Raw genomic sequence first — 22,841 nt, forward strand, 5'->3', positions numbered from 1 at the left:
ATGCCTGACATGAGTGCAAGCGTGAGCCTGGCAATGACGCACCTGGTCCCTCTCGCCGAGTTCGACAAGAACAAGGTCACCCCCGGCGTCCTCGGCTTCGTCGTCTTCGCGGTGATGGCCCTCGCGGTGTGGGCCCTGATGAAGTCCATGAACCGCCACATGGGCAGGATCGACTTCAAGGAGGCCCCGGACCCCGCGACGCGGCCCGGCGCCGCCTCCGGCGAGGCCAAGGCCGAGCGGGGCTGACACCCGGGCGGGCGGTGCCGCCCCACGGCCTCTCGTCCGGCCCGGCCCGGACGGAGGGATCAGTTCCCGTCCGGCACCGCCACCCCCATCACCTCCCGCGCGTGCCGCTCCGGCACCATGCCCAGGCGCCAGGCCTGCCAGCCCGCCTCCAGGCTCACGCCACGCTCCAGGAGGAGCCGGTAGGCCTCGACGTAGTCGTTCAGCTTGCCGTCGCGCAGCGGATGGGCGCCGCGGGCGAGCTGGGCCAGTTCCTCCTGGGCCACCGCCGTGCCGACCTCCGTACCGCCGGGAGCGGCGTACGGCAGCAGGGTGCAGCGCAGGAACCGCGCCCAGTCCTCGCCGCGGCGGTCCCCGTAGGTGGCGAACAGGGCCAGCGCCTCGTCGCACAGGGCCAGCGCCTGCTGGGTGCGCGCGTTGCCGGCGTCCACCACGGCCAGCTCCAGACACGTCCACGCCTCGCCGTGCGCCAGGCCGATGCGCTGGAAGTCGGCGCGGGCGTCGACGAGGAGCTGGCGGGCGAAACCCGAGTTGCGCAGCGAGCCGGTCTGCGCCGCCCGCTGGTCCCGGGTGACCCGGGCCGAGTGGTGCCGGGCGCAGGCCAGTCCGTACACGTCCCGCATCCGGGAGAACATGGTGCGGGCACGCTCCAGCTCGCGCACCGACTGGTCGAGTGCGCCGGTCTCCTCCAGCGCCTGACCGAGGTAGTACAGCGTCCACGCCTCGCCGCGCGCGTCCTCGTTGTCCCGGTGCCGCGCCGCCGCCTGCCGCAGCTCCTCCACCGCCTCGGCCGACTCGCCGGCCAGCAGCCTGGCCCGGGCGAGCTGGGTGAGGGCCCAGGCCTCGCCGCGGGCGTCCCGCGTGCGGCGGTAGCGTTCCAGCGCCTGGCGCAGATCCGCTTCGGCCCGCTCCACGTCGCCCCTGCGCAGCGCGAGCTGACCCAGCTGGAAGTGGGCCCACGCCTCGCCGTGCACCGAACCGCCCTCCCGGTGCAGCACCAGCGACTGCGTGAGCAGCTTCAGCGCCTCCGCCAGGTGCGCCCGGTCCCGCTCCACCGCCGCCAGCGCGTGCATCGTCCAAGCGCGGTCGGTCGCCAGCTCGGGCGCCGCCTGGAGATCGAGGGCCTCCCGCAGCCGGGCCGCCGCCTCCGTCAGGTTGCCCTGGTGGTGCAGCGTGATGCCGAGGGAGTTCAGCGCGCGGGCCGCGCCCGCTTCGTGGTGGGCCTCCCGGTAGAGGTCGACGACCGAGGCCAGCGTGGTCCGCGCCTTGTCCAGCTCGCCGAGCTGGCGGGCGGCGATGCCGGTACGCCACTGCACCGACCGGACAAGAAGTCCCTGGTCGACGGCCTGGGTCAGCTCGCTGATCTCCCCCAGCCGGTACAGGTCGCCGCGCAGCAGGCAGTAGTCGCACAGGGCGCCGAGCAGGTTCAGCACGGCGCCCTGGTTCACGCCCTCCGCGTGCCTGAGGGCGGCCGTGATGAAGCTCGACTCGTCGTCCAGCCAGCGCAGCGCCTCGTCCAGGGAGGTGAAACCGTGCGGGCTGAAGCGGTCCGACCGGGTGGACATGTTCCCGTCGACCAAGCGCAGCACCGAGTCGGCCAGCTCGGCGTAGTTCTCGATCAGCCGTTCCTGCGCGGCCGTCCGCTCGGCGGGGTCCTCCTCGTCCAGCAGACGCGCGTGCGCGAAGGCCCGCACCAGGTCGTGCAGCCGGTAGCGGTTGCCCCGCACCAGGTCGATCAGACCCGCCCTGGCGAGGGCCGTCAGCTGCCGCTTCGCCTCCGTCTCGTCCGTGGCCAGCAGCGCGGCCGCCGCCGCGCCGCCCATGGAGGCGCGTCCGGCCAGGGCGAGCCGTCTCAGCAGCCGGCGGCCCTGCTCCGACTGGTCGGTGTAGCGCAGCCACAGGGCACGCTCCACCGGTTCCACCGGGCCGTACGCGCCGAGGTCGCCGGCCAGCCGGCGCGGTGAGCGAGGGCCGAGGCAGGAGCCCGCGATGCGCAGGGCCAGCGGCAGCCCGCCGCACAACTGCGTGATCCGGTCGGTGGATTCCGCGTCATAGGGCCCCGAACTGTCCTGTGCGGCGGCCGTCAGCAGTTCCTCCGCGCCCACCGCGTCCAGTGCCTCGACGGGCAGTTGGTGCACCCAGGCGGGCAGGTCGGCGGGCAGTCGCAGCGGTTCGCGGGCGGTGACCAGGACCAGGCTGTCGGACCGCTCGGGGACCAGGGCGCGGACCTGCTCGGCGTCCGAGGCGTCGTCCAGCACGATCGTGACCGGCAGCCCGGTCAGATGCTGGTGGTACAGCTCGCCGAGCCGTTTGAGTTGCTGATCGGGGGAGGTGCGGTCACGGAACAGCAGTTGCTCGCGGGGCGCGCCGAGCCGGTTCAGCAGGTGCAGCATGGCGTCGCGGACGGGCAGCGGCGGCTCCTCCCGGCTGCCGCCGCGCAGGTCGACCACGACCGCGCCCCGGAACTGGTCCTTCAGATCGTGGGCCGCGCGGACCGCCAGCGTGCTGCGGCCGGAGCCCGGCGCTCCGTGCAGGACCACGACGGTCGGCCGGGTCTCGGTGGACGCGCGGGCCGCCTGCACCCATTGCCGGATCCGCGCCATCTCCTGCCGCCGCCCCGCGAACACGCCCACGGACTCAGGCAGTTGGCCGAACGACTGCTCAAGGGCACTGCGTCTGCGGGCCGCCGCGCTCTTGTCCGTGCCGCGCAGCCGGGGCGCCGCCTTCTTCGGCGTGGTGGACGCGCTCAGCACCCGCTGCTGGTCGAGGAACGGACGGATGCCGCGCACCTCCAGCGCGGTCAGCCACTGCAACCGCAACTGCTGCGGTCCGCCGGGCTGGCCTGCCGCCCCGGCCCGGCGGTGGGCGGCGGGTACATGGGTGGCGGTCACCTTCACCACGGTGGCGGCGGCGCCCACCACCCCGGCGGTGACGCCCGCGCCGACGGCGGTGCCGCCTCCGGTGCCCAGCGCCAGATCGGCGACGACGGCGGCGAGTCCCGCAACTCCCGCGATCAGCAGGGGCGTTCCGCCGCCCTCGCGGGCGTAGCGCTGGGCGAACGTGAGCTGCCCGGCGGCCGCCTCGTCCAGCGCCCGCGTGTAGGTCCCGTACTCCTCCGCCGCGGTCTCGGCCATGGTGTCCAGCGCGCCGCGCGCCCGGGACAGCAGCACGCTTCCGTCCACCCGGCCGCCCGAGCGGCGGACCTCCTCCTCCACGGCCCGAGTCAGCAGCCGCTCGGCGTCCGCCCGATGGCCATCTCGCATGTCCCGTCCCCCTCCGGCGACAACTCCGTTGCCTACGAGTGTCCTTCGGCTCGCGCGGGAGCGCGAGGGGGCGGCGATCACATGTCCCGACCGTCGCCGACCGCCGGGGGAACAGAGAGCAGCGGGCACACGAGGAGTCGCGGTGCGATCACCCTCCGCGTCCGGCGGGGCCGGGTGAGGCAGGATGGGGGTATGCCGAACCGACTGGCCCACGAGACGTCCCCCTACCTGCTCCAGCACGCCGACAACCCGGTCGACTGGTGGCCGTGGTCGGCGGAGGCCTTCGAGGAGGCGCGGCGGCGCGATGTCCCCGTGCTGCTGAGCGTCGGGTACAGCAGTTGCCACTGGTGCCACGTCATGGCGCACGAATCCTTCGAGGACGCGGCCACCGCCGCCTTCCTCGGCGAGCACTTCGTCAGCGTCAAGGTGGACCGCGAGGAGCGGCCCGACGTCGACGCCGTGTACATGGAGGCCGTGCAGGCGGCCACCGGGCAGGGCGGATGGCCGATGACCGTGTTCCTCACGCCCGACGCCGAGCCGTTCTACTTCGGCACGTACTTCCCGCCCGAGCCCCGGCACGGCATGCTCTCCTTCGGGCAGGTCCTCGAAGGGGTGCGGCAGGCCTGGCAGACCCGGCGGGACGAAGTCGCCGACGTCGCCGGGAAGATCGTGCGGGACCTGGCACAGCGGGAGATCGGCTACGGCACCGCGCGGCCCCCGGGGGACGAGGAGCCGGCGCAGGCGCTGCTCGCGCTCACCCGGGAGTACGACGCCCGGCGCGGCGGGTTCGGCGGGGCGCCGAAGTTCCCGCCGTCGATGGTGATCGAGTTCCTGCTGCGGCACCACGCCCGCACCGGCTCCGAGGGCGCCCTCCAGATGGCGGCGGACACCTGCGAGCGGATGGCCCGCGGCGGCATCCACGACCAGCTCGGCGGCGGCTTCGCCCGGTACTCCGTCGACCCCGACTGGGTGGTGCCGCACTTCGAGAAGATGCTGTACGACAACGCCCTGCTGTGCCGGGTCTACGCCCACCTGTGGCGGGCCACCGGCTCCGACTTCGCCCGCAGGGTGGCCCTCGCGACCGCCGACTTCATGGTGCGCGAACTGCGCACCGCCGAAGGCGGGTTCGCCTCGGCCCTGGACGCCGACAGCGACGACGGCACGGGCCGGCACGTCGAGGGCGCGTACTACGTGTGGACCCCCGCCCAACTGAGGGAGGCACTCGGCGCCGAGGACGCCGGACTCGCCGCCCGCTGCTTCGGCGTGACCGAGGAGGGCACCTTCGAACAGGGCGCCTCGGTTCTGCAACTCCCCGTGCAGGAGGGTGTGTTCGACGCCGACCGGGTCGAGTCCGTGCGGCGCCGGCTGCTGGCGAAGCGGGCCGAGCGTCCGGCACCCGGCCGGGACGACAAGGTCGTCGCCGCCTGGAACGGGCTGGCGATCGCCGCCCTCGCCGAGACCGGCGCCTACTTCGACCGCCCGGACCTGGTCGAGGCCGCGGTCGGCGCCGCCGATCTGCTGGTCCGGCTGCACATGGACGAGCACGCCGCGCTGCGCCGTACCAGCAAGGACGGCCGGGCCGGAGCGAACGCCGGGGTGCTGGAGGACTACGCCGACGTCGCCGAGGGTTTCCTCGCCCTGGCCTCCGTCACCGGCGAGGGCGTCTGGCTGGAGTTCGCCGGGCTGCTCCTCGGACATGTGCTCACCCGGTTCGCCGACCCGGAGACGGGCGCCCTGTACGACACGGCCGCCGATGCCGAGCAGTTGATCCGCCGGCCCCAGGACCCCACCGACAACGCCACCCCCTCCGGCTGGTCGGCGGCCGCCGGCGCTCTGCTCGGCTACGCCGCCCACACGGGTTCCGAGGCCCACCGCACCGCCGCGGAGCGGGCGCTGGGCGTGGTGGGCGCGCTCGGCCCGCGCGTTCCGCGCTTCACCGGCTGGGGTCTGGCCGTCGCCGAGGCCCTGCTGGACGGCCCGCGCGAGGTCGCGGTCGTCGGCCCGTCCCTCGACGACGCGGCGGCAAGGGCCCTGCACCGTACGGCACTTCTGGGCACCGCCCCCGGCGCGGTCGTCGCGTACGGCACTCCGGACAGCGAGGAGTTCCCGCTGCTCGCCGACCGCCCTCTCGTCCACGGCGAGCCGACCGTCTACGTCTGCCGCGACTTCACCTGCGACGCCCCCACGACCGACCCGGACCGCCTGCGCACCGCGCTCGGCGGCTGAACCGGGCACCGCACGCTCACTCCGAAGGGGCGCCGGCTCCGAGAGGGCCCCGGCCGTCAGCTCCGGTCGGCGTACCCGGCCAGGGCACGCTCCACGATGGCCTCCAACTGGTCGTGGTGGGCGCCCTTCCAGTAGGCGCGGCCGCAGTCGAGGCAGCGGGCGAAGACGTCGTACGTGCGGTGCGTGCCGTGTTCGAGCTGGTCGGCGACCTCGTCCTTCGTGGCCTCCCGCACCAGTCCGTTGCAGGCGGTGCAGCGGGTCCAGGGGCGCAGCTCGGGGCGGAAGCGGTCGAGGACGTCCTGGAGCTGGTCCTGGGGGCGGGTGCTGTAGACGTACGCGCCGGCCCACAGTTCACGGCGGCGCAGCAGGCCCCGGTCGCGGCTGAGCATGACCCGCTTCTCGGCGGCCGAGCGGGCGGCGAGCGCCGGGTCGCCGATGTCGGTGGACTCGTAGGCGGTGTCGACGCCCAGCAGGCGCAGCCGGCGGGCGAGGGTGCCCAGGTGAACATCGAGGAGGAAGCGCAGGGGAGCGCCGGGGACCTGCTGGGGGCGTGCGACGGCGCAGACCTGGACCGTCTCGTCCGTCCGAGGCACGTACGAGACCGGCACCTCACGGCCGTCCACCACCAGCGCGCCGACCTCGGTGAGCGGCACGCCCAGGGACTCCACGACGTGGCCGAGCGTCGAGACGCCGTCCGTGACGACCGAGGTGGCGTCGCGGCGTCGGTGGTGCGGGACGAACAGGTGCAGGCCGGGGTCGAACCCGACGTGGATCTCGGGACCGTTCACCCGGACAGGATGCCACGGGTGCGGGGCCGTGGGCTCACGGATTTCCGGTGGGCAGGCCGTGTTCCAGGACGTCCATGGCCTGGTCCATGAGGTCGCTCAGCTCACCCTCGCACCCGTTCTCGGCCCAGTACAGGGAGACCTCCATCAGGCCGCCCATGAGGGACATGGCGAAGACCCGCACTTCCAGGCTGTCCTGGTCCAGGCCGGTCCGGGCCGCGATGGCCTGGCGGATGAGCAGGCCGGCTGCCGACATGCTCTCCAGCATCCGGGCGCGGACGGCGGGAACCTCGACGCCCAGCCGGGCGCGCAGCCGGGACACCTCGGGCTCGTCGCTCATTCCCAGCGCCAGGGCCCTGTGCATCACATGCCGGAGGGAGTCCATCCACGGCTCGTCGACGGGCCGGGCCCGCAGTTCCTCCAGCATGATCTCGTCGTACTCGTCCGTGAGGACGATGTCCTCCTTGGCCGGAAAGTAACGGAAGACGGTCGACGGCGACACCTCGGCGCGGTCGGCGATCTGCTCGATCGTCGTGGCGTCGTACCCCTGCTCCTCGATCAGCGCGTACGTCGCCGTGCGGATCGCCTGCCGGGTCTTGATCTTCTTGCGTTCCCTCAGTCCCATCGGGGGGCGGTCGGCTGGGGTGCTGGTACGTGCGGCCGTCATGGAGGTCATTGTCCGGCATCGGGTCAGGGGTGGGCCATGGCCGGGTCCTCCCCCGGCTCGGACCCAACGGCGCCGCGGGCGACGCCCGGCAGGAACGCGGCCGCCAGCAGCGCCGCCACCACCGAGGCGATACCGCCCACCAGCAGCACCAGGCCCATGCCGTGCACGTACGCGCCGTTCGCGGAGGCCGCCAGGTGCGCCGAGCCCGTCCTCTCGGCGACGAGGTGTGCCGCGACCACGGACCGTTCGGCGGTGTGCGCGGTGCCGGCGGGCAGCCCGGTGACGTCCAGCCGTTGCCGGAAGGCGCTCGCCAGGAGGCTGCCGAGCAGGGCGATGCCGACCGCGCCGCCGACCTGGCGCAGGGTCATCAGCAGGCCGGAGCCGCTGCCCGCCCGGTCGGCGGGCAGGGCGGCAAGCGCCCCGTCCATGGCCGGGACGACGGAGAAGCCGAAGCCGACACCGGCGATCGACAGCCACAGGGCGGTGAAGCCGTAGCCGGAGTCCACCGTCGTACGGCTGCCCAGCAGCGCGGCGAAGGCGAGCACCACCAGGCCCGCGGTGACCACGGCCCGCGGTCCGAACCGGGCGACGACCGGCTGCGCGCCCTTCGCGGCGACCAGCAGCCCGCCCATCATGGGCAGCAGCCGCACCCCGGTGCCGAGAGCGTCGTGGCCGAGCACGGCCTGGAGGTAGGGCGGCAGCACGAACATCAGGCCGCTCAGCACGAACATCACCAGGGTCGCGGCGATCGTGTTGAACAGGAAGCCTCGCCGGGCGAGCAGCGTCATGTCGAGCATGGGGCGGGCCTCGCGGCGTTCGCGCAGCACGAGCCCGGCCAGGAGGACGGCGGCCGCCGTGAACGCGGCGAGTACCAGCGGGTCGCCCCAGCCGCGGCCGGGCGCCTCGATGATCGCGTAGACGAGCACGCCGAGACCGGTCGCGGTGAGCGCGGCGGACAGCGCGCCGACCTTCGGGGAGGCCGGATCGCGGGTCTCGGGGAGCAGCAGGAGGCAGGCCGCGACACCGAGGCCGGCCATGGGCACGTTGATGAGGAAGACCGAGCCCCACCAGAAGTGGTTCAGCAGCCAGCCGCCGATGATCGGGCCGAGCGGCAGGCCGAGCGCGGAGGCCGCCGAGATGACGCCGACCGCCTTGGCGCGCTCCTCGGGCCCGAAGAGCGAGGGCAGCACGGACAGCGCGAGCGGCATGACGAGGGCCGCGCCGACGCCCATGACGGCACGGGCGGCGATCACTCCGCCGACGTCACCGGTCAGGGCGCCCACCACGGAACCGGCGAGGAAGACCGCGAGCCCGGCGATCAGCATCAGCCGCCGTCCGAACCGGTCGCCGAGGAGCCCGGCGGGGAGCATCAGCGCGGCGAAGACGACGACGTACGCGTCCGCCATCCACTGCTGCTGCCCGGTCGAGGCGCCGAGCTCCTTCGCCATGGTCGGCAGCGCCACGTTGAGGATCGTCATGTCGAAGCCGAGCACCAGCATGCTCGCGACCAGCGCCGCGAGGGCCCACCAGCGGCGGGGATCGTGCCGCACGTCTTCAGCTTGGGTGAGAGTAGCCATGAAATGACAGTAGCTCGCAAAATATGGAGTCTGTCAATCGCCATCCACTATCGAATGTGATCCGGGGTTCCTCGGAGGGCTTCCGGGCGCACGGAAACGGCCACGGCTCGTACGAGCCGTGGCCGGGTGGGGGAGGGGGTGACGGGTTACACGTGCTGGTACGCGACCAGCGAGATGCCCACGTAGTGCACCACGAAGGCGGCCAGCGTGAACGAGTGGAAGACCTCGTGGAAGCCGAACCAGCTCGGCGACGGGTTCGGCCGCTTGATGCCGTAGACCACGCCGCCCGCGCTGTAGAGGAGTCCGCCGACGACGACCAGGATCAGGACGGCGATGCCGCCGGTGCGCAGGAAGTCCGGCAGGAAGAACACGGCCGCCCAGCCCATCGCGATGTAGCAGGGGGTGTAGAGCCAGCGCGGGGCGCCGACCCAGAAGACGCGGAAGGCGATGCCGGCGGCCGCCGCGCCCCATATGCCCCACAGCAGCCACTGCCCCTTGGCGCCGGGCAGGAGGAGCAGGGTGAGCGGCGTGTACGTGCCCGCGATGATCAGGAAGATGTTGGCGTGATCGAGCCGGCGCAGCACGCCGCCCATGCGCGGCCCCCAGTTGCCCCGGTGGTACAGGGCGCTGACGCCGAAGAGCAGGCAGGCGGTGAGGGCGTAGATCCCGCAGGCGATCCGCCCGCGGGCGGAGCCGGCCAGCGCGGTCAGTGCGAGCCCCGCGACCAGTACGGCCGGGAACATGCCCAGGTGCAGCCAGCCGCGCAGCTTCGGCTTGACCGGGTGCGGCAGGGTGGGCGCGACCGGACCGCGGCCGGCGACCGGCGTGTCCAGGGGCGCGTCGGAGGCGGACGCAGTCATGCGCGCATGGTACCGACGGCACCGTAAGTCGCGTGTCAGACCCGGACCGTGAGCGGCGGCGACCGGCCCGAAACGCAAAAAGACCTTCAGCCGAACCCAACGTGGACGCAAAGAATCGCGGGAATCGTGGCATTACTCACGTCGCTCACCTGTGACGCCCCCTGGACAGATGGGCGCTCTCGTCGGATGATCAAATGAGTGCGGTCGGCACCGGATGAGCGGCTACGAAGCGTCCGGGTCGCAGCCCCCACGGGGCGACAAGACAAAAAACCCCTCATTTAGGAGCGATCGTGGCGCGCGACATCGCGGCTCCCCCCGTCATCCCCACCCACCACAAGGAACTGATCTCGTGGGTCAATGAGATCGCCGAACTGACGCAGCCGGACAGCGTGGTCTGGTGTGACGGATCCGAGGCCGAGTACGAGCGCCTGTGCGGGGAGCTCGTCCAGAAGGGCACCTTCCGGAAACTCGACCCGATCAAGCGCCCCAACTCCTACTACGCGGCCTCGGACCCGTCCGACGTGGCCCGCGTGGAGGACCGGACGTTCATCTGTTCCGAGAAGGAGCAGGACGCCGGCCCGACCAACCACTGGAAGGCGCCCGCCGAGATGCGGGAGATCTTCCAGGGGGCCGACGGCAAGGGAGGAATATTCCGCGGCTCGATGAAGGGCCGGACGATGTACGTCGTCCCGTTCTGCATGGGCCCGCTGGGCTCGCCGCTGTCCGCGATCGGCGTCGAGATCACCGACTCCGCCTACGTCGCGGTGTCCATGCGCACCATGACCCGCATGGGACAGCCGGTGCTGGACGAGCTCGGTGACGACGGCTTCTTCGTCAAGGCCGTCCACACCCTGGGCGCCCCGCTGGAGCCGGGCCAGGCGGACGTCCCGTGGCCGTGCAACTCCACCAAGTACATCTCGCACTTCCCCGAGGCCCGCGAGATCTGGTCCTACGGCTCGGGCTACGGCGGCAACGCGCTGCTCGGCAAGAAGTGCTACGCCCTGCGCATCGCCTCCGTCATGGCGCGCGACGAGGGCTGGCTGGCCGAGCACATGCTGATCCTCAAGCTCACCCCGCCCACCGGTGAGGCCAAGTACGTAGCGGCCGCCTTCCCGAGCGCCTGCGGCAAGACCAACCTCGCCATGCTGGAGCCCACGATCTCCGGCTGGACCGTCGAGACCATCGGTGACGACATCGCGTGGATGCGGTTCGGCGAGGACGGCCGGCTGTACGCGATCAACCCCGAGGCCGGTTTCTTCGGGGTCGCGCCCGGCACCGGCGAGCACACCAACGCCAACGCCATGAAGACGCTGTGGGGCAACTCGGTCTTCACCAACGTCGCCCTGACCGACGACGGCGACGTGTGGTGGGAGGGCATGACGGAGGAGACCCCGGCGCACCTCACCGACTGGAAGGGCAACTCCTGGACCCCCGCGTCCGGGACGCCCGCCGCCCACCCCAACGCCCGCTTCACCACGCCCGCCGCGCAGTGTCCGATCATCGCACCGGAGTGGGAGGACCCCAAGGGCGTGCCGATCTCGGCGATCCTGTTCGGCGGCCGCCGCGCCTCCGCGGTGCCGCTGGTGACGGAGTCCTTCGACTGGAACCACGGCGTCTTCCTCGGCGCCAACGTCGCCTCCGAGAAGACGGCCGCCGCCGAGGGCAAGGTCGGCGAGCTGCGCCGCGACCCGTTCGCCATGCTGCCGTTCTGCGGCTACAACATGGGCGACTACATGGGCCACTGGATCAAGGTCGGCAAGGCCGCCGAGCAGCGTGACGGCGACCAGTCCAAGCTGCCGAAGATCTACTACGTCAACTGGTTCCGCAAGAACGACGAGGGCAAGTTCGTCTGGCCCGGCTTCGGCGAGAACAGCCGCGTCCTGAAGTGGATCGTGGAGCGCCTGGACGGCACCGCCGAGGGCGTCGAGACCCCGATCGGCGTCCTGCCGACCAAGGCGGCCCTGGACACGGACGGCCTCGAACTGTCCGAGTCCGACCTGGAGTTCCTGCTCACGGTCGACAAGGACGTATGGCGCGAGGAGGCCGGACTGGTCCCCGACCACCTGAACACCTTCGGCGACCACACGCCCAAGGAGCTGTGGGACCAGTACCGCGCGCTCGTCGAGCGCCTGGGCTGACGCGGTCCCCGACCGACCCGAGGGGCCGGGTGCGCACAACGGCGTGCGCACCCGGCCCCTCGGGCGTGCGCGGCGGCGCGCGGCCGTGTCCGGCACGGGCGCGCACGCGCGCCCAAAAGCGGCATTCATGGACAATTCACCTATGGTGATGCCATGCGCGGAATCCTGTTGGCCGGAGGAACCGGCTCGCGACTATGGCCATTGACCCGCTCGGTCTCGAAGCAACTGCTTCCCGTATTCGACAAACCGATGGTCTACTACCCGCTTTCCACACTGGTGATGGCCGGAATCCGAGAAATTCTGATCATCACCACCCCGGAAGACCAGCAGCAGTTCCGCCGGTTGCTGGGCGACGGCAGTCAACTCGGACTGCGATTCGACTACATGGCACAGGAACGCCCGGAGGGAATCGCCCAGGCCTTCCTGCTGGCGGCCGACTTCATCGGCGGCGAGCCGGTCTCCCTGATCCTGGGCGACAACATCTTCCACGGCAGCGGCCTCGGTACCCGGCTGGCCCGCAACGCGGATGTGCAGGGGGGCAGGGTGTTCGCCTACCCGGTGGCCAACCCCTCGGCCTACGGCGTCGTGGAGTTCGACGAACTGGGCCGGGCCCTGTCCATCGAGGAGAAGCCGGCCCGGCCCCGGTCGCGGTACGCCGTGCCCGGACTGTACTTCTACGATCATCGGGTCGTCGACATCGCCCGGAGTCTGCGGCCCAGCGCCCGGGGCGAGTTGGAGATCACCGACCTCAACCGCGCCTATCTGGGAAACGGGAGCCTGCACGTCGTCCGGCTGGACCGGGGCACGGCGTGGCTGGACACGGGCACCTTCGCCTCGATGGTCCAGGCATCGGAGTACGTCCGCGTGGTCGAGGAGCGCCAGGGCTTCAAGATCGGCTGTGTCGAGGAGGCGGCCTGGCGGGCCGGTCTGATCGACGACGCCCGGCTCCGCGAACTGGCCCGGCCGCTGCTCAAGAGCGGTTATGGCCACTATTTGCTGGGCCTGCTGGAGGACCCCCGGTCCGTCGTCATGCCCCAGCCGGGCGGTGAATGGCGCCGGGAGGGAGCGCTGCGTAGTGGAGGGTGATTGCACGAGTGGTTCAAGGGCGGGAGAAACAACTCCGTGGTCGTATATTCCGTGTTCTGCGGGATGCGCGTCACCATGTGAGCGGGGTCAATCCCCTCGGCTCTCGTCTTGCCATTTCTGCCCCTCCTCCGAGGGGTGTGCCGACTGCCGCAGAGGCCGTCCGAGCAGCGTCTTGGGCGGAGGTGTCCGCGGAATTAGGGCCCGCACGAAAGAGGTACGGGGGGACGAACGTAGGCCAATTCGGGCGTATTGAGGCTGCTCGGGTGATTCACCGACCATGCACTGTGTTTGCTGCGTAAATTTCCGTCACCGTGAGTAAAGAATGTCCTCGTCCGTGGCCAAGGGCACGTGACCCGCATGCGAACGAAGCGCACCGACTGCGCGTGCTTGCGGTTTGATCCCTCCCAGTTCCTGAGGAAGGTTCTCTTGAACCGTAGAACGATCCGAAGTTCACGTTTGAGGTCGGCCACGCTCGTATCGGCGAGCGCGCTCGCCGTGGCGCTCAACGTTGCCTCGAGCACGGCTGCCATCGCCAACGCGATCGAGAGGTCGAGCGATCGCAATGCGGCCGTGACAGCCGGCTCCAACGATCCGTGGGCCGAAAGGGGCCACCACGATCGCGGCCCGCAGGGGCCGCAGGGCAAGCAGGGCCCGCAGGGTCCGCAGGGCAAGGAAGGCAAGCAGGGCCCGAAGGGCGACAAGGGTGACCGTGGCCCCAAGGGTGACCGTGGCCCCAAGGGTGACCATGGCCCCAAGGGCGACCGTGGCCCCAAGGGCGACCGCGGTCCCCAGGGACCGCAGGGCCCCGGAGGCGTCGGGGCGGGTCAGCAGGGTCCCCAGGGTCCGCAGGGAACCCAGGGCGTCACCGGTGCCACCGGTCCCGGGGGCCCGCAGGGAACCCAGGGCGTCACCGGTGTGCCTGGCGTCACCGGTGCCACGGGTCCGCAGGGCAACCAGGGCGTCACCGGTGTGCCTGGTGCCACGGGTCCGCAGGGAACCCAGGGCAACCAGGGCGTCACCGGTGCCACGGGTCCGCAGGGAACCCAGGGCGTCACCGGTGTGCCTGGTGCCACGGGTCCGCAGGGAACCCAGGGCAACCAGGGCGTCACCGGTGCCACGGGTCCGCAGGGAACCCAGGGCGTCACCGGTGCCACCGGTCCCGGGGGCCCGCAGGGAACCCAGGGTGTGCCCGGTGAGCAGGGCATCCCCGGTGTCCAGGGTCCGCAGGGCTTCCAAGGCGGCACCGGTGCCACGGGTCCGCAGGGAACCCAGGGCGTCACCGGTGCCACCGGTTCCGGGGGCCCGCAGGGAACCCAGGGCAACCAGGGTGTGCCCGGTGAGCAGGGCATCCCCGGTGTCCAGGGTCCGCAGGGCTTCCAAGGCGGCACCGGTGCCACCGGTGCCACGGGTCCGCAGGGAACCCAGGGCGTCACCGGTGCCACGGGTCCGCAGGGCTTCCAGGGCTTCCAGGGCGACGCGGGCGCCACGGGTGTCACGGGCGCGACCGGTCCGATGGGTCCGCAGGGTGCGACCGGTGCGACCGGCCTGACCGGTGCCACGGGGCCGCAGGGCGACCCGGGTGCCACCGGCACCACGGGTGCCACAGGCCCCCAGGGCCCGCAGGGCGACACGGGCGCCACGGGTGTCACGGGCGCGACCGGTCCGATGGGTCCGCAGGGTGCGACCGGTGCGACCGGCCTGACCGGTGCCACGGGTCCGCAGGGTGCGCAGGGCGGCATCGGTCTTCCCGGTGTCCAGGGCCCGCAGGGTGACATCGGCGCTCAGGGCGGGCTCGGCCCGCAGGGTGTCCAGGGTGCGATCGGTGCTCAGGGTCCGCAGGGTGCCATTGGCGCTCAGGGCGGGCTCGGCCCGCAGGGCGCTCAGGGCGACGTGGGTGCCCAGGGAACCCAGGGAACCCAGGGTGCTCAGGGCACGGTCAGCCCCACCACCGTCGTGACCGGACCTCAGGGAACGACGTCGACCGCCGTCTGCCCCACCGGCGAGGCCATCGGTGGCGGTTACCAGGCCGCTGGGGGCTCCGCTGCGAGCCAGAGCGCCCCGGTCTTCACCGGTTCCGGCCCCGCCACCGGATGGCAGGCCACCTCCAGCGACGGCACCGCGCTCACGGCCTACGCGATCTGCACCGCCGCCCCGTGATCGACTGCCCGACCCGGAAGTGAACGAGGGTGCCCCGAGGCTTCGGCCTCGGGGCACCGTCCGTGTGCCGCCGCACACGGGACGCCGAGGCACACCCCGGGTCCGATTCGACGACCGGACTCGCCGCCGACCCGGCCTCCGTCATGAGCGCACCGGGCCGTGACCGGCTGGACACCACCGATCCCGCCGTCGTGCGCGAGGCCGTCCGGGGCCACCCCGAGGTCGTCAGCCGCGCTGCCTGGACGTCGACGGCGCCGAGCGTGCCGGGGAAGCGGCAACGGCCGTCGGCGGCACGGGCGTACGCCACCTGGCACGGGCCCGCGCGGTGCGCGCGCTCCTGCATCGTGCGCGCTCCCTGGCTCCATGGCGCGCACGGACGCAACTTCGTGGCCATCATGCTCGAACCCGCCGCCTGGCGCCGGCTCCTGGAAGCGGTGTCCGAGCAGCACGGACAGCCCACCTGCTCCCGCGCTCCGGCCCGGCGTCTCGCGGTTCTGGGTCGTGCGGCCCTGGCCGGGAAGGCACCGGCCGGCACGTACCACGGCACGGCGGCCTCCGCGGCCCGCGCCTGCCGGTCGGGCCGGCCGTCCGGGTCGGACCGGGACAACAGAGGGCGCCGCGGCGGACCTGACGGTTCGCCGCGGCGCCCTCACGCCGTGCGGGTTCTAGACCAGCAGCAGTCCTCCGCACCGCTCGGCGCCCTCCTTCATCGCGATGAGGTTCGCGACGACGTAGGAGATGTTGTTCCGGGAGTGCCACTCGCTGGGGAAGTACGTCACCAGGCGCGAGGACTGGAACCTGGCCTGGATCTCGGGCACGAAGGTGCGGTACTGGTTGTCCGTGTAGTACCAGAACGAGTTCTCGTTGTAGTAGGCGACGTGGGTCGGGTCCTGGTACGCGCCGCGGCCGTCGGAGCTGGGCGTCATGGTGAGGAGCATTCCACCGGGCGCCAGCAGCCGGTACAGCTCGTTGATCAGCGGCACCTTCGCGGGCACGTGCTCCAGGAAGTCCACCGCCCGCATCAGGCCGACGGAGTTGTCGGGCAGGTCCAGCCTCCCGGGCAGGGTAGCGACGATGTCGACGCCCTCCCCCGGGTACTGGTCCACACCCAGGTAGCCCGGCGGCTTGCGGTGGGCCGCGCCGAGGTCCAGAGCGAGCAGCCCGCGACGCCCGCTCCAGGCGAGGGCGTTGGCCTCGATGTACTTGTCGTACAGGGCGACCGTCTCTCGCTGGATGTGGGCGTTGATCTCCGGGTCGCGCTGGGTGTTCGCCGGGTGCATCCGCTGGAGGTACAGGCAGCGATCGATGTGGTGGAAGTCGCCGACGTGGAACAGCCGGCACATCAGGTCCTGGTCGTCCAGCACGGTGCGGGAGGCGTCGTACCCGCCGGCCTTCTCGTAGCTCTCCTTGCGGAACGCCCGCACGTGGTTCGGCGCGTACCAGATGTAGGAGACGTTGTGCGGCGTGGGCTCCATGGAGACGGCCTGGAGCAGTTTGCGCCCGTCGACCCGCACGTCCTCGAACTTCCAGCCGTGGGCCTCGTTGAAGCGGGAGTTGTCGCGTTTGCCGTCCTCGGTGATCTGGGCGGTGTTGCTGTAGACGAGGACCGCGTCGGGGTGTGCGTCGAATGCCTTGCCCAGCTCGGCCAGACAGGCCTTCGCCAGGAGGTCGTCGTGGTCGAGTTCGACAAGGATCTCCCCGCGGGCCAGCTCGCAGGCCCTGCGCTTGGCCGCCCCGACGCCGCTGATGCCGTCCGCGATCTCCACGCGGACCCGGTCGTCCTCCTGCTCGGGCCGCCACCTGGCGCCGTTGTTGAGCAGGACGATCCACTCCCAGTCCGCGCAGGTCTGCGCCTGGAGGGCCTTGAGGCACTCATCGAGGAAGCGGGGCTGGTGGCTGGGGGTGAAGACGGAGAACCTCGGTGTCGCAGTCGACGTCATCTGGTGGCACCTGCCTGACTCGATGTCGGTGTGGGGCTTACCCTGTCCCGGAACTCCTCCGGGACCGCGGAGTGCAGTGAGGGATCGGCCGCGACGGCACGTCCGAACTCCTCCTCGGCCTCGTCGTCGCGGTCCTTCTGGGCCAGGATCAGGCCGAGTTGGAGATGGGCCGTGGCGGCCCTGGGCGTGGCGGCGATGGCGCGTCGCAGGAGTCCGACGGCCTGGCCGGGGTCGCTCGGCTTCAGCAGGACCGCCTTGTTGTAGAGGGCCGAGGCGTACCTGGGGTCGATCTTCAGCGCCTCGTCGTAGGCCTTACGGGCGTCACCGGCCCTGCCTTCCTGCTGGGCGACGACACCGAGGTCGTACCAGGCGACCTTGTTGTGCGGATCGAGCTCCAGTACACGCCGGAAGGTCCGGGTCGCCCCGACGTAATCGCGGTACTGCACCTGGAGGTTGCCCGCTTGCAGAAGCGTGGCCGCCTCTTGCGCCTTGTGGCCCTGCGCGGCCTTGGATTCCGGGGCGGTCGCGGTCGTCGAGTGGGACGTGATCGCCCAGGAGGTCACTCCGGTGGCAACTGCGCCCAGACCGACGAGCGTCACCCACAATCTCCTACGTTTCACTTTGTCACATTTCGTGGAATAGTGAGGGACGGACAGAGGTGGCTCTTCTCGCGCGGCCGGAACCGGAGGGCGGGTCCTGCCGGTGCCGACGGGCTGGAGTCCGAACCACCGTCATGTGCGCCGACGTTACGAGGCCGGATTGTCGACGTCGCCGTTCGGCAGGCATGTGGGGCGTACAGACCACTCGAATGTACGCAGGAAAGCCGGCGCCGCGGTGCGCGTCGCCGCGGGTGCGCGGACGGGGGCCGATCAAGGGACCCCCAGATCGGAGCTGGTGGGCGCTGGTGTTCTGCGCCTGAAATCCGTCGGCAGAAGCGGGCGGGGGATTCGAGGAACCTCTCGGCTGAATTGTGATTGTAGTCGGGCGTGTTGCCCTTCTGTCGATTGACGCGACATTAATCATTTCTGTCGGTGTTCCGGTATCACCCACGCGAATGACATTCGCGATCCGCCCCAAGGAGCCCTGATGCGTCCGAGCATCTCTCGTATCGTCCCCGTCTTCATGGGGCTCGCCCCCGTCGCCCTTGGTGTCATTACGCCTCCCGCCGCCGCACAAGCTGCCACACCGGGTCCGGGCCCACTCGGTGTGGCGCAGTCTGCTGCGGCGCCTACCGACCCAGTGCTCGGCAAGCGCTCCGTCGAGGCAAGCAGAATCACTCGTGCCGTCGGCCGGCCGCGGATCGTGAACGTGACCAGTTGCAGAGAGAGCGACCTGCAAGCCGCGATCGGGAAGGTCGCCACAGTGGGCGGCACGGTCAACCTCAGGCGCGGCTGCACCTACACCCTCACCGACGCCGCACCGCCCAACGACGACAACGGACTGCCGGTCATCAAGAGCAAGGTCACGATCAACGGGTGGGGCGACACCATCACCCGAGCCGCAACCGCGGCCGAATTCCGTTTCTTCGAAATCGACGGCCCCAATGGAAACCTCACTCTCAACGCCCTGACCCTCAGCAACGGTCACGCGTCGACCAGCCTTGGTAACGGCCGGGGCGGTGCCATCTGGCTCAACGGCACCGGTCCCGCACTGACGCTGAACAGCACCAGCCTCAAGACCAACACCGCCGACGTCTTTGGTGGGGCCATCGACAACGACAATGGCGCGGTCAGAGTCACCAGGAGCACGCTCCGCAACAACAAGGCGAGTTCTGGCGGAGCGGTGTTCGTGAGCCCATTCGGAGGTTCCGGCACGGCGACCCTCGACAGAAGCCGGATCACCGGCAACCACGCGAGCGTTCTGGGTGGCGGGATCGCCGCCGCCGTCGGCACGAAGACAACGCTGACCAGCACCCAAGTCACCGGCAATGACGTCACCGGTGCCAATGCACAGGGTGGCGGCATCGCTCAAGCCGGAACCATGACGCTGAAGAGAAGCAGCAAGGTCAGTGGCAACAGCGCCACCGGTGCCAACGCGCATGGCGGCGGCATCTTCAATACCGTCGGCCCGGTGCGGCTCGCCGACAGCCCGGTCACCGGCAACACCGTCAACGGCACGAACTCCCGCGGTGGCGGCATCTTCAACACGGGCTCCGGCACGGTGGCTCTCACCCGTAGCCCGGTGACCAAAAACCGGGCACTGGGAACGGGTGCGAACGGTGGCGGCATCTTCAGCGCCAGCGGCTCGGTGACGCGGATCGCCAGTCGAGTCACCGGTAACCGACCCAACAACTGCGGGAGCCCCAGCACCGTACCCGGCTGTTCCTAGTGCTGCGACCGGAAAGGTTCACCGGCTCGCGACGCCCGGTGCGGCACCTCGCCGCGTTGTCGCATCACCGAGCTTTCCGGCAGACTTTTCCGCTCATAGCACCAGCTAGTGCCGACGAGCCCCAGCCGGGCCGACCCGCCATCATCGGTGCCGACCCGGGCGAAGGTTGCCCGCCGTGGCACTAGCCGGCGGGGCTCAGCTTCCGCGGCTCGCCCAGCGCGGCCGCGTGCGCGTCCATCTGCTCGGCCGCCAGGATCGCCGCCGCGGTGTCCGCCCGGGAGGCGGCGACGACGAGCGCGCGGCCGGCGAGCGCGTGGGCCCGCTGGTGCAGTGCCGACGGTTCGCGGGCGCCGGTCACCGACGTGCGGGCCGGACCGTGGCCGCCGCCCAGCCGGGCCACCTGCTCGGTCAGCCGTCCGGCCGCGTGGTCCAGGTCGGTGGAGGGGGTCAGTGCGCGCAGCTCGTCCGTGACGGCGAGCAGTGCCGCGAGATGGCCCGCGAGCTGGATGTCCAGCTCCTCCTCGCGGGAGCGGTGGGGGAAGTCGGAGGGGGTGCCGGCCATCGCGCTGTGGACGGACCTGCCGGAGGGCCCGGTGCGGATCGGTTCGTACATGGGATGGCCTCCTGTGCTCTGACGGAAGACATCCTAGCTTAGAACGCGTCTAAAGTTGAGGCCGTTCGCGGAACTGGTCCGTACGGGCACCGAATGTGAACGTCAGGACTGGCCGTAGCCGTCCAGGAAGGTACCGATCCGGCCCACCGCGTCCCGCAGGTCGCCGACCGAGGGCAGCGTGACGACTCGGAAGTGATCCGGCTCGGGCCAGTTGAAGCCCGTGCCCTGGACGACCATGATCTTCTCGCGGCGGAGCAGGTCCAGGACCATCTGCCGGTCGTCCCTGATCTTGAAGACCGCGGGGTCGAGGCGCGGGAACAGGTACAGCGCCCCCTTCGGCCGTACGCAGCTCACGCCCGGGATCTGCGTGAGCAGCTCGTAGGCGACGTCCATCTGCTCCTTCAGCCGTCCGCCAGGCAGGAGCAGGTCGCCGATGCTCTGCCGCCCGCTGAGCGCGGCCACCACGCCGTGCTGACCCGGCATGTTCGCGCACAGGCGCATGTTCGCCAGGATCGTCAGGCCCTCGAGGTAGGAGTCGGCGTGCGCGCGGGGGCCGGAGACGGACATCCAGCCGACCCGGTAGCCGGCCACCCGGTACGCCTTGGACATGCCGTTGAACGTCAGGGTCAGCAGGTCCGGCGCGACCGACGCGGTCGGGGTGTGCGTGGCGCCGTCGTAGAGGATCTTGTCGTAGATCTCGTCGGAGCAGACCAGCAGGTTGTGCCGGCGGGCGATGTCGGTCAGCCCCTTGAGCACCGCCCGGTCGTAGACCGCGCCGGTGGGGTTGTTGGGGTTGATGACGACGATCGCCTTGGTGCGGTCGGTGACCTTGCGCTCCACGTCGGCGAGGTCCGGCATCCAGTCGGACTGCTCGTCGCAGCGGTAGTGGACGGCGGTGCCGCCGGACAGGGAGACCGCGGCCGTCCACAGGGGGTAGTCCGGCGCCGGCACGAGGACCTCGTCGCCGTCGTCGAGCAGCCCCTGCATGGCCATCACGATCAGCTCGGAGACGCCGTTGCCGATGAAGACGTGCTCGACGTCCGTCTCGATGCCGAGGGTCTGGTTGTGCATGACGACCGCGCGCCGGGCGGCCAGCAGGCCCTTGGCGTCGCCGTAGCCGTGGGCCGTGGAGACGTTGCGGAGGATGTCCTCCAGGATCTCCGGCGGGCACTCGAAGCCGAAGGCCGCCGGGTTGCCCGTGTTCAGCTTCAGGATGCGGTGACCCGCCGCCTCCAGCCGCATCGCCTCCTCGAGTACGGGGCCCCGGATCTCGTAACAGACGTTGGCGAGCTTCGTGGACTGGATCACCTGCATGCCCGTGAGCTTACGGCCACATGGCACTGATTGTGGGGAGTTTTCCATCACGTGAGACGGAGGATTTGAGCACTTTTGGCATCAGTGGTGCTGCTCATCGGATCTCGCCGCGTTTCAGACGGTATGCGGGAGCGGTCGTCTCAGTCGCGGTAGTGCAGCAGCGCGAAACCGTCCTGCAGTGCCATCAGGTCGTATCCGCGCTGGCGGTCGGCGGTCAGACGCTGCCGTTCGGCTTCGGCGCTCAGCGGGGCGCCCAGCCAGCCTCGTGATCCGTCCGGAGCCCAGGTGTCCACCATGATCCACTGGGGGTTGGGGCGGTTGCCTTCGGCGCCGTAGATGCTGACGCTGGTGCGGTTGGTCAGCTGGGGCACCAGATGGTCGGACGCCTGGACCGTGGCACCGTCGGGGATGGAGTCCATCAGGCGACGGGCGACGGCGACACGCGGATCGGTCCGCCAGGTGTCCGGCCGGAACAGCTGGAACAGCGGGAAGGCCGGGAGGACGGCGAGGGTGATCGCGGCGGAGCCCGCGAGGTAACGGCGCAGGCTGGGCCCGCTCGTCCCGCGCCGCACCAGGGCGTCGACGAACGCCGCGAACACGACCGGCATCAGCACGAGCGAGTAGTGGTTTCCGGTCCCCCAGTGGAGGCCGTTGTTGGACGCGAAGCGCCACACCAGGGTCGGCACGGCGACCCACAACAGGGGGGACCGCAGCGCCAGGAACAGGGTGGGGGCGAGCACCAGGAGGAGTGTCGTCACCTTGGTCTGCGGGGTGACGAGGCCGATCGTGCCACGGCGGAGCAGGTCCAGCAGGCCGCCGCCCGCACCGCTTCCGGCCGTTCCGGGGGCGCCGGGGGAGTCCTGCATCAGGGACCAGTAGGCGAAGGACCCGCTCGGGCTGAACACCGGAAGAATCACGAAGAGCGCGAGTGCCGCCCCGGCGAGACCGACCGCGGCCGCGAACAGTCCGAGCCTGCGGTTGCCGCGCCGGGCGATGACGAGACCGATGGCGAGAAACGTGAACCCGAGGTCCTCCTTCACCAGCAGGAGCGGCAGGGCCCAGCATGCCGCGGCGACGAGCCGGTCGTTGCCCAGGGCGGTGAGCGAGAGGGTCAGGAGCGGTGCGGCGAAGGCGACTTCGTGGAAGTCGTAGCCGACCGCGCCGGCGACGCCCCAGGACAGTCCGTAGCAGGCGCCGATCACCGCGGCGGCCTGAACGCCGAGGGCGCGACGCGCCCAGAGGGCCAGCGGGATCACGCTCACGGCGATCAGCGCGGCCTGCACGACGAGGAGCGTTTCCGCTCCCTGCCACACCCAGTAGAAGGGCGCCACCAGCGCCAGGACGGGCGAGAAGTGGTCGCCCAGGGCGGGGAAGCCCGGCCCCTTCACTTCGGAGACCGGCAAGTGGCCTTCCGCGTAGGAGCGGACCACCTGCTCGAAGATTCCCAGGTCATAGCTGCTGGTGATCATCCGATGGTGGAGGCGCAGCGACAGCGCCGCGTACATCACGAACAGCGTTCCCGCCATGGCCCAGATCCACCAGGTGCCGGCGAAGTGGCCTGAGTGCGGCGATTCGGCCGCCGTCCGCTTCCTGGACGGCGACTGCGTGGGGACCGCTGCGCTTTTGGTGGACGGTGCCTGCATC

16 protein-coding genes and 1 pseudogene are annotated in these 22,841 nt (G+C 71.1%); 7 read left to right on the forward strand and 10 right to left on the reverse strand.

Annotation, left to right across the window (positions count from 1 at the left end):
• Positions 1-246 carry a hypothetical protein gene (locus OIE49_RS22500; RefSeq protein ID WP_199836689.1) on the forward strand — a complete coding sequence of 82 codons (246 nt, stop codon included), beginning with the start codon at positions 1-3 and terminating at the stop codon, positions 244-246.
• 59 nt (positions 247-305) lie between these two features.
• Here the strand turns inward: OIE49_RS22500 and OIE49_RS22505 are convergent, their stop codons facing one another.
• The gene (locus tag OIE49_RS22505) at positions 306-3,506 is read right to left on the reverse strand and encodes a tetratricopeptide repeat protein (protein WP_326803845.1); all 3,201 of its coding nucleotides are present in this window, start codon (positions 3,504-3,506) and stop codon (positions 306-308) included.
• 192 nt (positions 3,507-3,698) lie between these two features.
• Between OIE49_RS22505 and OIE49_RS22510 the strand changes: the two genes are divergently transcribed.
• Positions 3,699-5,732: a thioredoxin domain-containing protein gene (locus OIE49_RS22510; RefSeq protein ID WP_326803846.1), complete on the forward strand. Its 2,034-nt coding sequence runs from the start codon at positions 3,699-3,701 to the stop codon at positions 5,730-5,732.
• A 56-nt stretch (positions 5,733-5,788) separates the two neighbouring features.
• Here the strand turns inward: OIE49_RS22510 and OIE49_RS22515 are convergent, their stop codons facing one another.
• From OIE49_RS22515 to trhA, 4 genes are all read right to left on the reverse strand, one after another.
• Positions 5,789-6,520 carry a Mut7-C RNAse domain-containing protein gene (locus OIE49_RS22515; protein WP_326803847.1) on the reverse strand — a complete coding sequence of 244 codons (732 nt, stop codon included), beginning with the start codon at positions 6,518-6,520 and terminating at the stop codon, positions 5,789-5,791.
• Between the two features lie 34 nt (positions 6,521-6,554).
• Positions 6,555-7,184: a TetR/AcrR family transcriptional regulator gene (locus OIE49_RS22520; RefSeq protein ID WP_442812269.1), complete on the reverse strand. Its 630-nt coding sequence runs from the start codon at positions 7,182-7,184 to the stop codon at positions 6,555-6,557.
• A 23-nt stretch (positions 7,185-7,207) separates the two neighbouring features.
• Complete coding sequence (locus tag OIE49_RS22525; protein ID WP_326803849.1) at positions 7,208-8,761, reverse strand: MFS transporter; 1,554 nt, start codon at positions 8,759-8,761, stop codon at positions 7,208-7,210.
• Positions 8,762-8,907: 146 nt separating this feature from the next.
• On the reverse strand, positions 8,908-9,621 hold the full coding sequence (gene trhA / locus OIE49_RS22530; protein ID WP_326803850.1) for a PAQR family membrane homeostasis protein TrhA: 714 nt from the start codon (positions 9,619-9,621) through the stop codon (positions 8,908-8,910).
• Between the two features lie 290 nt (positions 9,622-9,911).
• Between trhA and OIE49_RS22535 the strand changes: the two genes are divergently transcribed.
• The 4 genes and pseudogenes from OIE49_RS22535 to OIE49_RS37155 form a co-directional block, all read left to right on the forward strand.
• Positions 9,912-11,759, forward strand: a complete 1,848-nt coding sequence (locus tag OIE49_RS22535; protein WP_326803851.1) for a phosphoenolpyruvate carboxykinase (GTP) — start codon at positions 9,912-9,914, stop codon at positions 11,757-11,759.
• A 153-nt stretch (positions 11,760-11,912) separates the two neighbouring features.
• Positions 11,913-12,845, forward strand: coding sequence for a glucose-1-phosphate thymidylyltransferase RfbA (gene rfbA / locus OIE49_RS22540; RefSeq protein WP_326803852.1), 933 nt, complete (start codon positions 11,913-11,915; stop codon positions 12,843-12,845).
• A gap of 570 nt (positions 12,846-13,415) precedes the next feature.
• On the forward strand, positions 13,416-15,002 hold the full coding sequence (locus OIE49_RS22545) for an exosporium protein (RefSeq protein WP_326803853.1): 1,587 nt from the start codon (positions 13,416-13,418) through the stop codon (positions 15,000-15,002).
• 143 nt (positions 15,003-15,145) lie between these two features.
• Positions 15,146-15,499 (forward strand): annotated as a pseudogene (locus OIE49_RS37155) (sugar nucleotide-binding protein); the annotation flags it as partial.
• Between the two features lie 168 nt (positions 15,500-15,667).
• Here the strand turns inward: OIE49_RS37155 and OIE49_RS22550 are convergent.
• Positions 15,668-16,942 carry a glycosyltransferase gene (locus OIE49_RS22550; RefSeq protein ID WP_326803854.1) on the reverse strand — a complete coding sequence of 425 codons (1,275 nt, stop codon included), beginning with the start codon at positions 16,940-16,942 and terminating at the stop codon, positions 15,668-15,670.
• Positions 16,939-17,541, reverse strand: a complete 603-nt coding sequence (locus OIE49_RS22555) for a tetratricopeptide repeat protein (RefSeq protein WP_326803855.1) — start codon at positions 17,539-17,541, stop codon at positions 16,939-16,941. The genes OIE49_RS22550 and OIE49_RS22555 overlap by 4 nt, the downstream gene beginning before the upstream one ends.
• A gap of 487 nt (positions 17,542-18,028) precedes the next feature.
• Between OIE49_RS22555 and OIE49_RS22560 the strand changes: the two genes are divergently transcribed.
• A complete protein-coding gene (locus OIE49_RS22560) occupies positions 18,029-19,270 on the forward strand; it encodes a hypothetical protein (RefSeq protein ID WP_326803856.1) in 1,242 nt (413 codons plus the stop codon).
• Positions 19,271-19,451: 181 nt separating this feature from the next.
• Here OIE49_RS22560 and OIE49_RS22565 read toward each other — a convergent pair whose 3' ends face one another.
• The 3 genes from OIE49_RS22565 to OIE49_RS22575 all read right to left on the reverse strand — a co-directional run bounded on the left by OIE49_RS22565 (position 19,452) and on the right by OIE49_RS22575 (position 22,723).
• Positions 19,452-19,883: an SCO4983 family protein gene (locus OIE49_RS22565; RefSeq protein ID WP_326803857.1), complete on the reverse strand. Its 432-nt coding sequence runs from the start codon at positions 19,881-19,883 to the stop codon at positions 19,452-19,454.
• Positions 19,884-19,985: 102 nt separating this feature from the next.
• Positions 19,986-21,197: a pyridoxal phosphate-dependent aminotransferase gene (locus OIE49_RS22570; protein WP_326803858.1), complete on the reverse strand. Its 1,212-nt coding sequence runs from the start codon at positions 21,195-21,197 to the stop codon at positions 19,986-19,988.
• A gap of 140 nt (positions 21,198-21,337) precedes the next feature.
• On the reverse strand, positions 21,338-22,723 hold the full coding sequence (locus OIE49_RS22575) for a DUF2079 domain-containing protein (protein WP_326803859.1): 1,386 nt from the start codon (positions 22,721-22,723) through the stop codon (positions 21,338-21,340).
• Positions 22,724-22,841 lie beyond the last annotated feature (118 nt).

Source organism: Streptomyces sp. NBC_01788 (assembly GCF_035917575.1).
In the GTDB taxonomy this organism is placed as follows: domain Bacteria; phylum Actinomycetota; class Actinomycetes; order Streptomycetales; family Streptomycetaceae; genus Streptomyces.

Excerpts from the sequence above, each read along its gene's own strand:
- OIE49_RS22500 (WP_199836689.1), top strand. The coding sequence starts at position 1 with ATGCCTGACATGAGTGCAAGCGTGAGCCTGGCAATGACGCACCTGGTC.
- OIE49_RS22505 (WP_326803845.1), bottom strand. The coding sequence starts at position 3,506 with ATGCGAGATGGCCATCGGGCGGACGCCGAGCGGCTGCTGACTCGGGCC.
- OIE49_RS22510 (WP_326803846.1), top strand. The coding sequence starts at position 3,699 with ATGCCGAACCGACTGGCCCACGAGACGTCCCCCTACCTGCTCCAGCAC.
- OIE49_RS22520 (WP_442812269.1), bottom strand. The coding sequence starts at position 7,184 with ATGACGGCCGCACGTACCAGCACCCCAGCCGACCGCCCCCCGATGGGA.
- OIE49_RS22525 (WP_326803849.1), bottom strand. The coding sequence starts at position 8,761 with ATGGCTACTCTCACCCAAGCTGAAGACGTGCGGCACGATCCCCGCCGC.
- trhA (WP_326803850.1), bottom strand. The coding sequence starts at position 9,621 with ATGACTGCGTCCGCCTCCGACGCGCCCCTGGACACGCCGGTCGCCGGC.
- rfbA (WP_326803852.1), top strand. The coding sequence starts at position 11,913 with ATGCGCGGAATCCTGTTGGCCGGAGGAACCGGCTCGCGACTATGGCCA.
- OIE49_RS22550 (WP_326803854.1), bottom strand. The coding sequence starts at position 16,942 with ATGACGTCGACTGCGACACCGAGGTTCTCCGTCTTCACCCCCAGCCAC.
- OIE49_RS22560 (WP_326803856.1), top strand. The coding sequence starts at position 18,029 with ATGCGTCCGAGCATCTCTCGTATCGTCCCCGTCTTCATGGGGCTCGCC.
- OIE49_RS22565 (WP_326803857.1), bottom strand. The coding sequence starts at position 19,883 with ATGTACGAACCGATCCGCACCGGGCCCTCCGGCAGGTCCGTCCACAGC.
- OIE49_RS22570 (WP_326803858.1), bottom strand. The coding sequence starts at position 21,197 with ATGCAGGTGATCCAGTCCACGAAGCTCGCCAACGTCTGTTACGAGATC.
- OIE49_RS22575 (WP_326803859.1), bottom strand. The coding sequence starts at position 22,723 with ATGGCGGGAACGCTGTTCGTGATGTACGCGGCGCTGTCGCTGCGCCTC.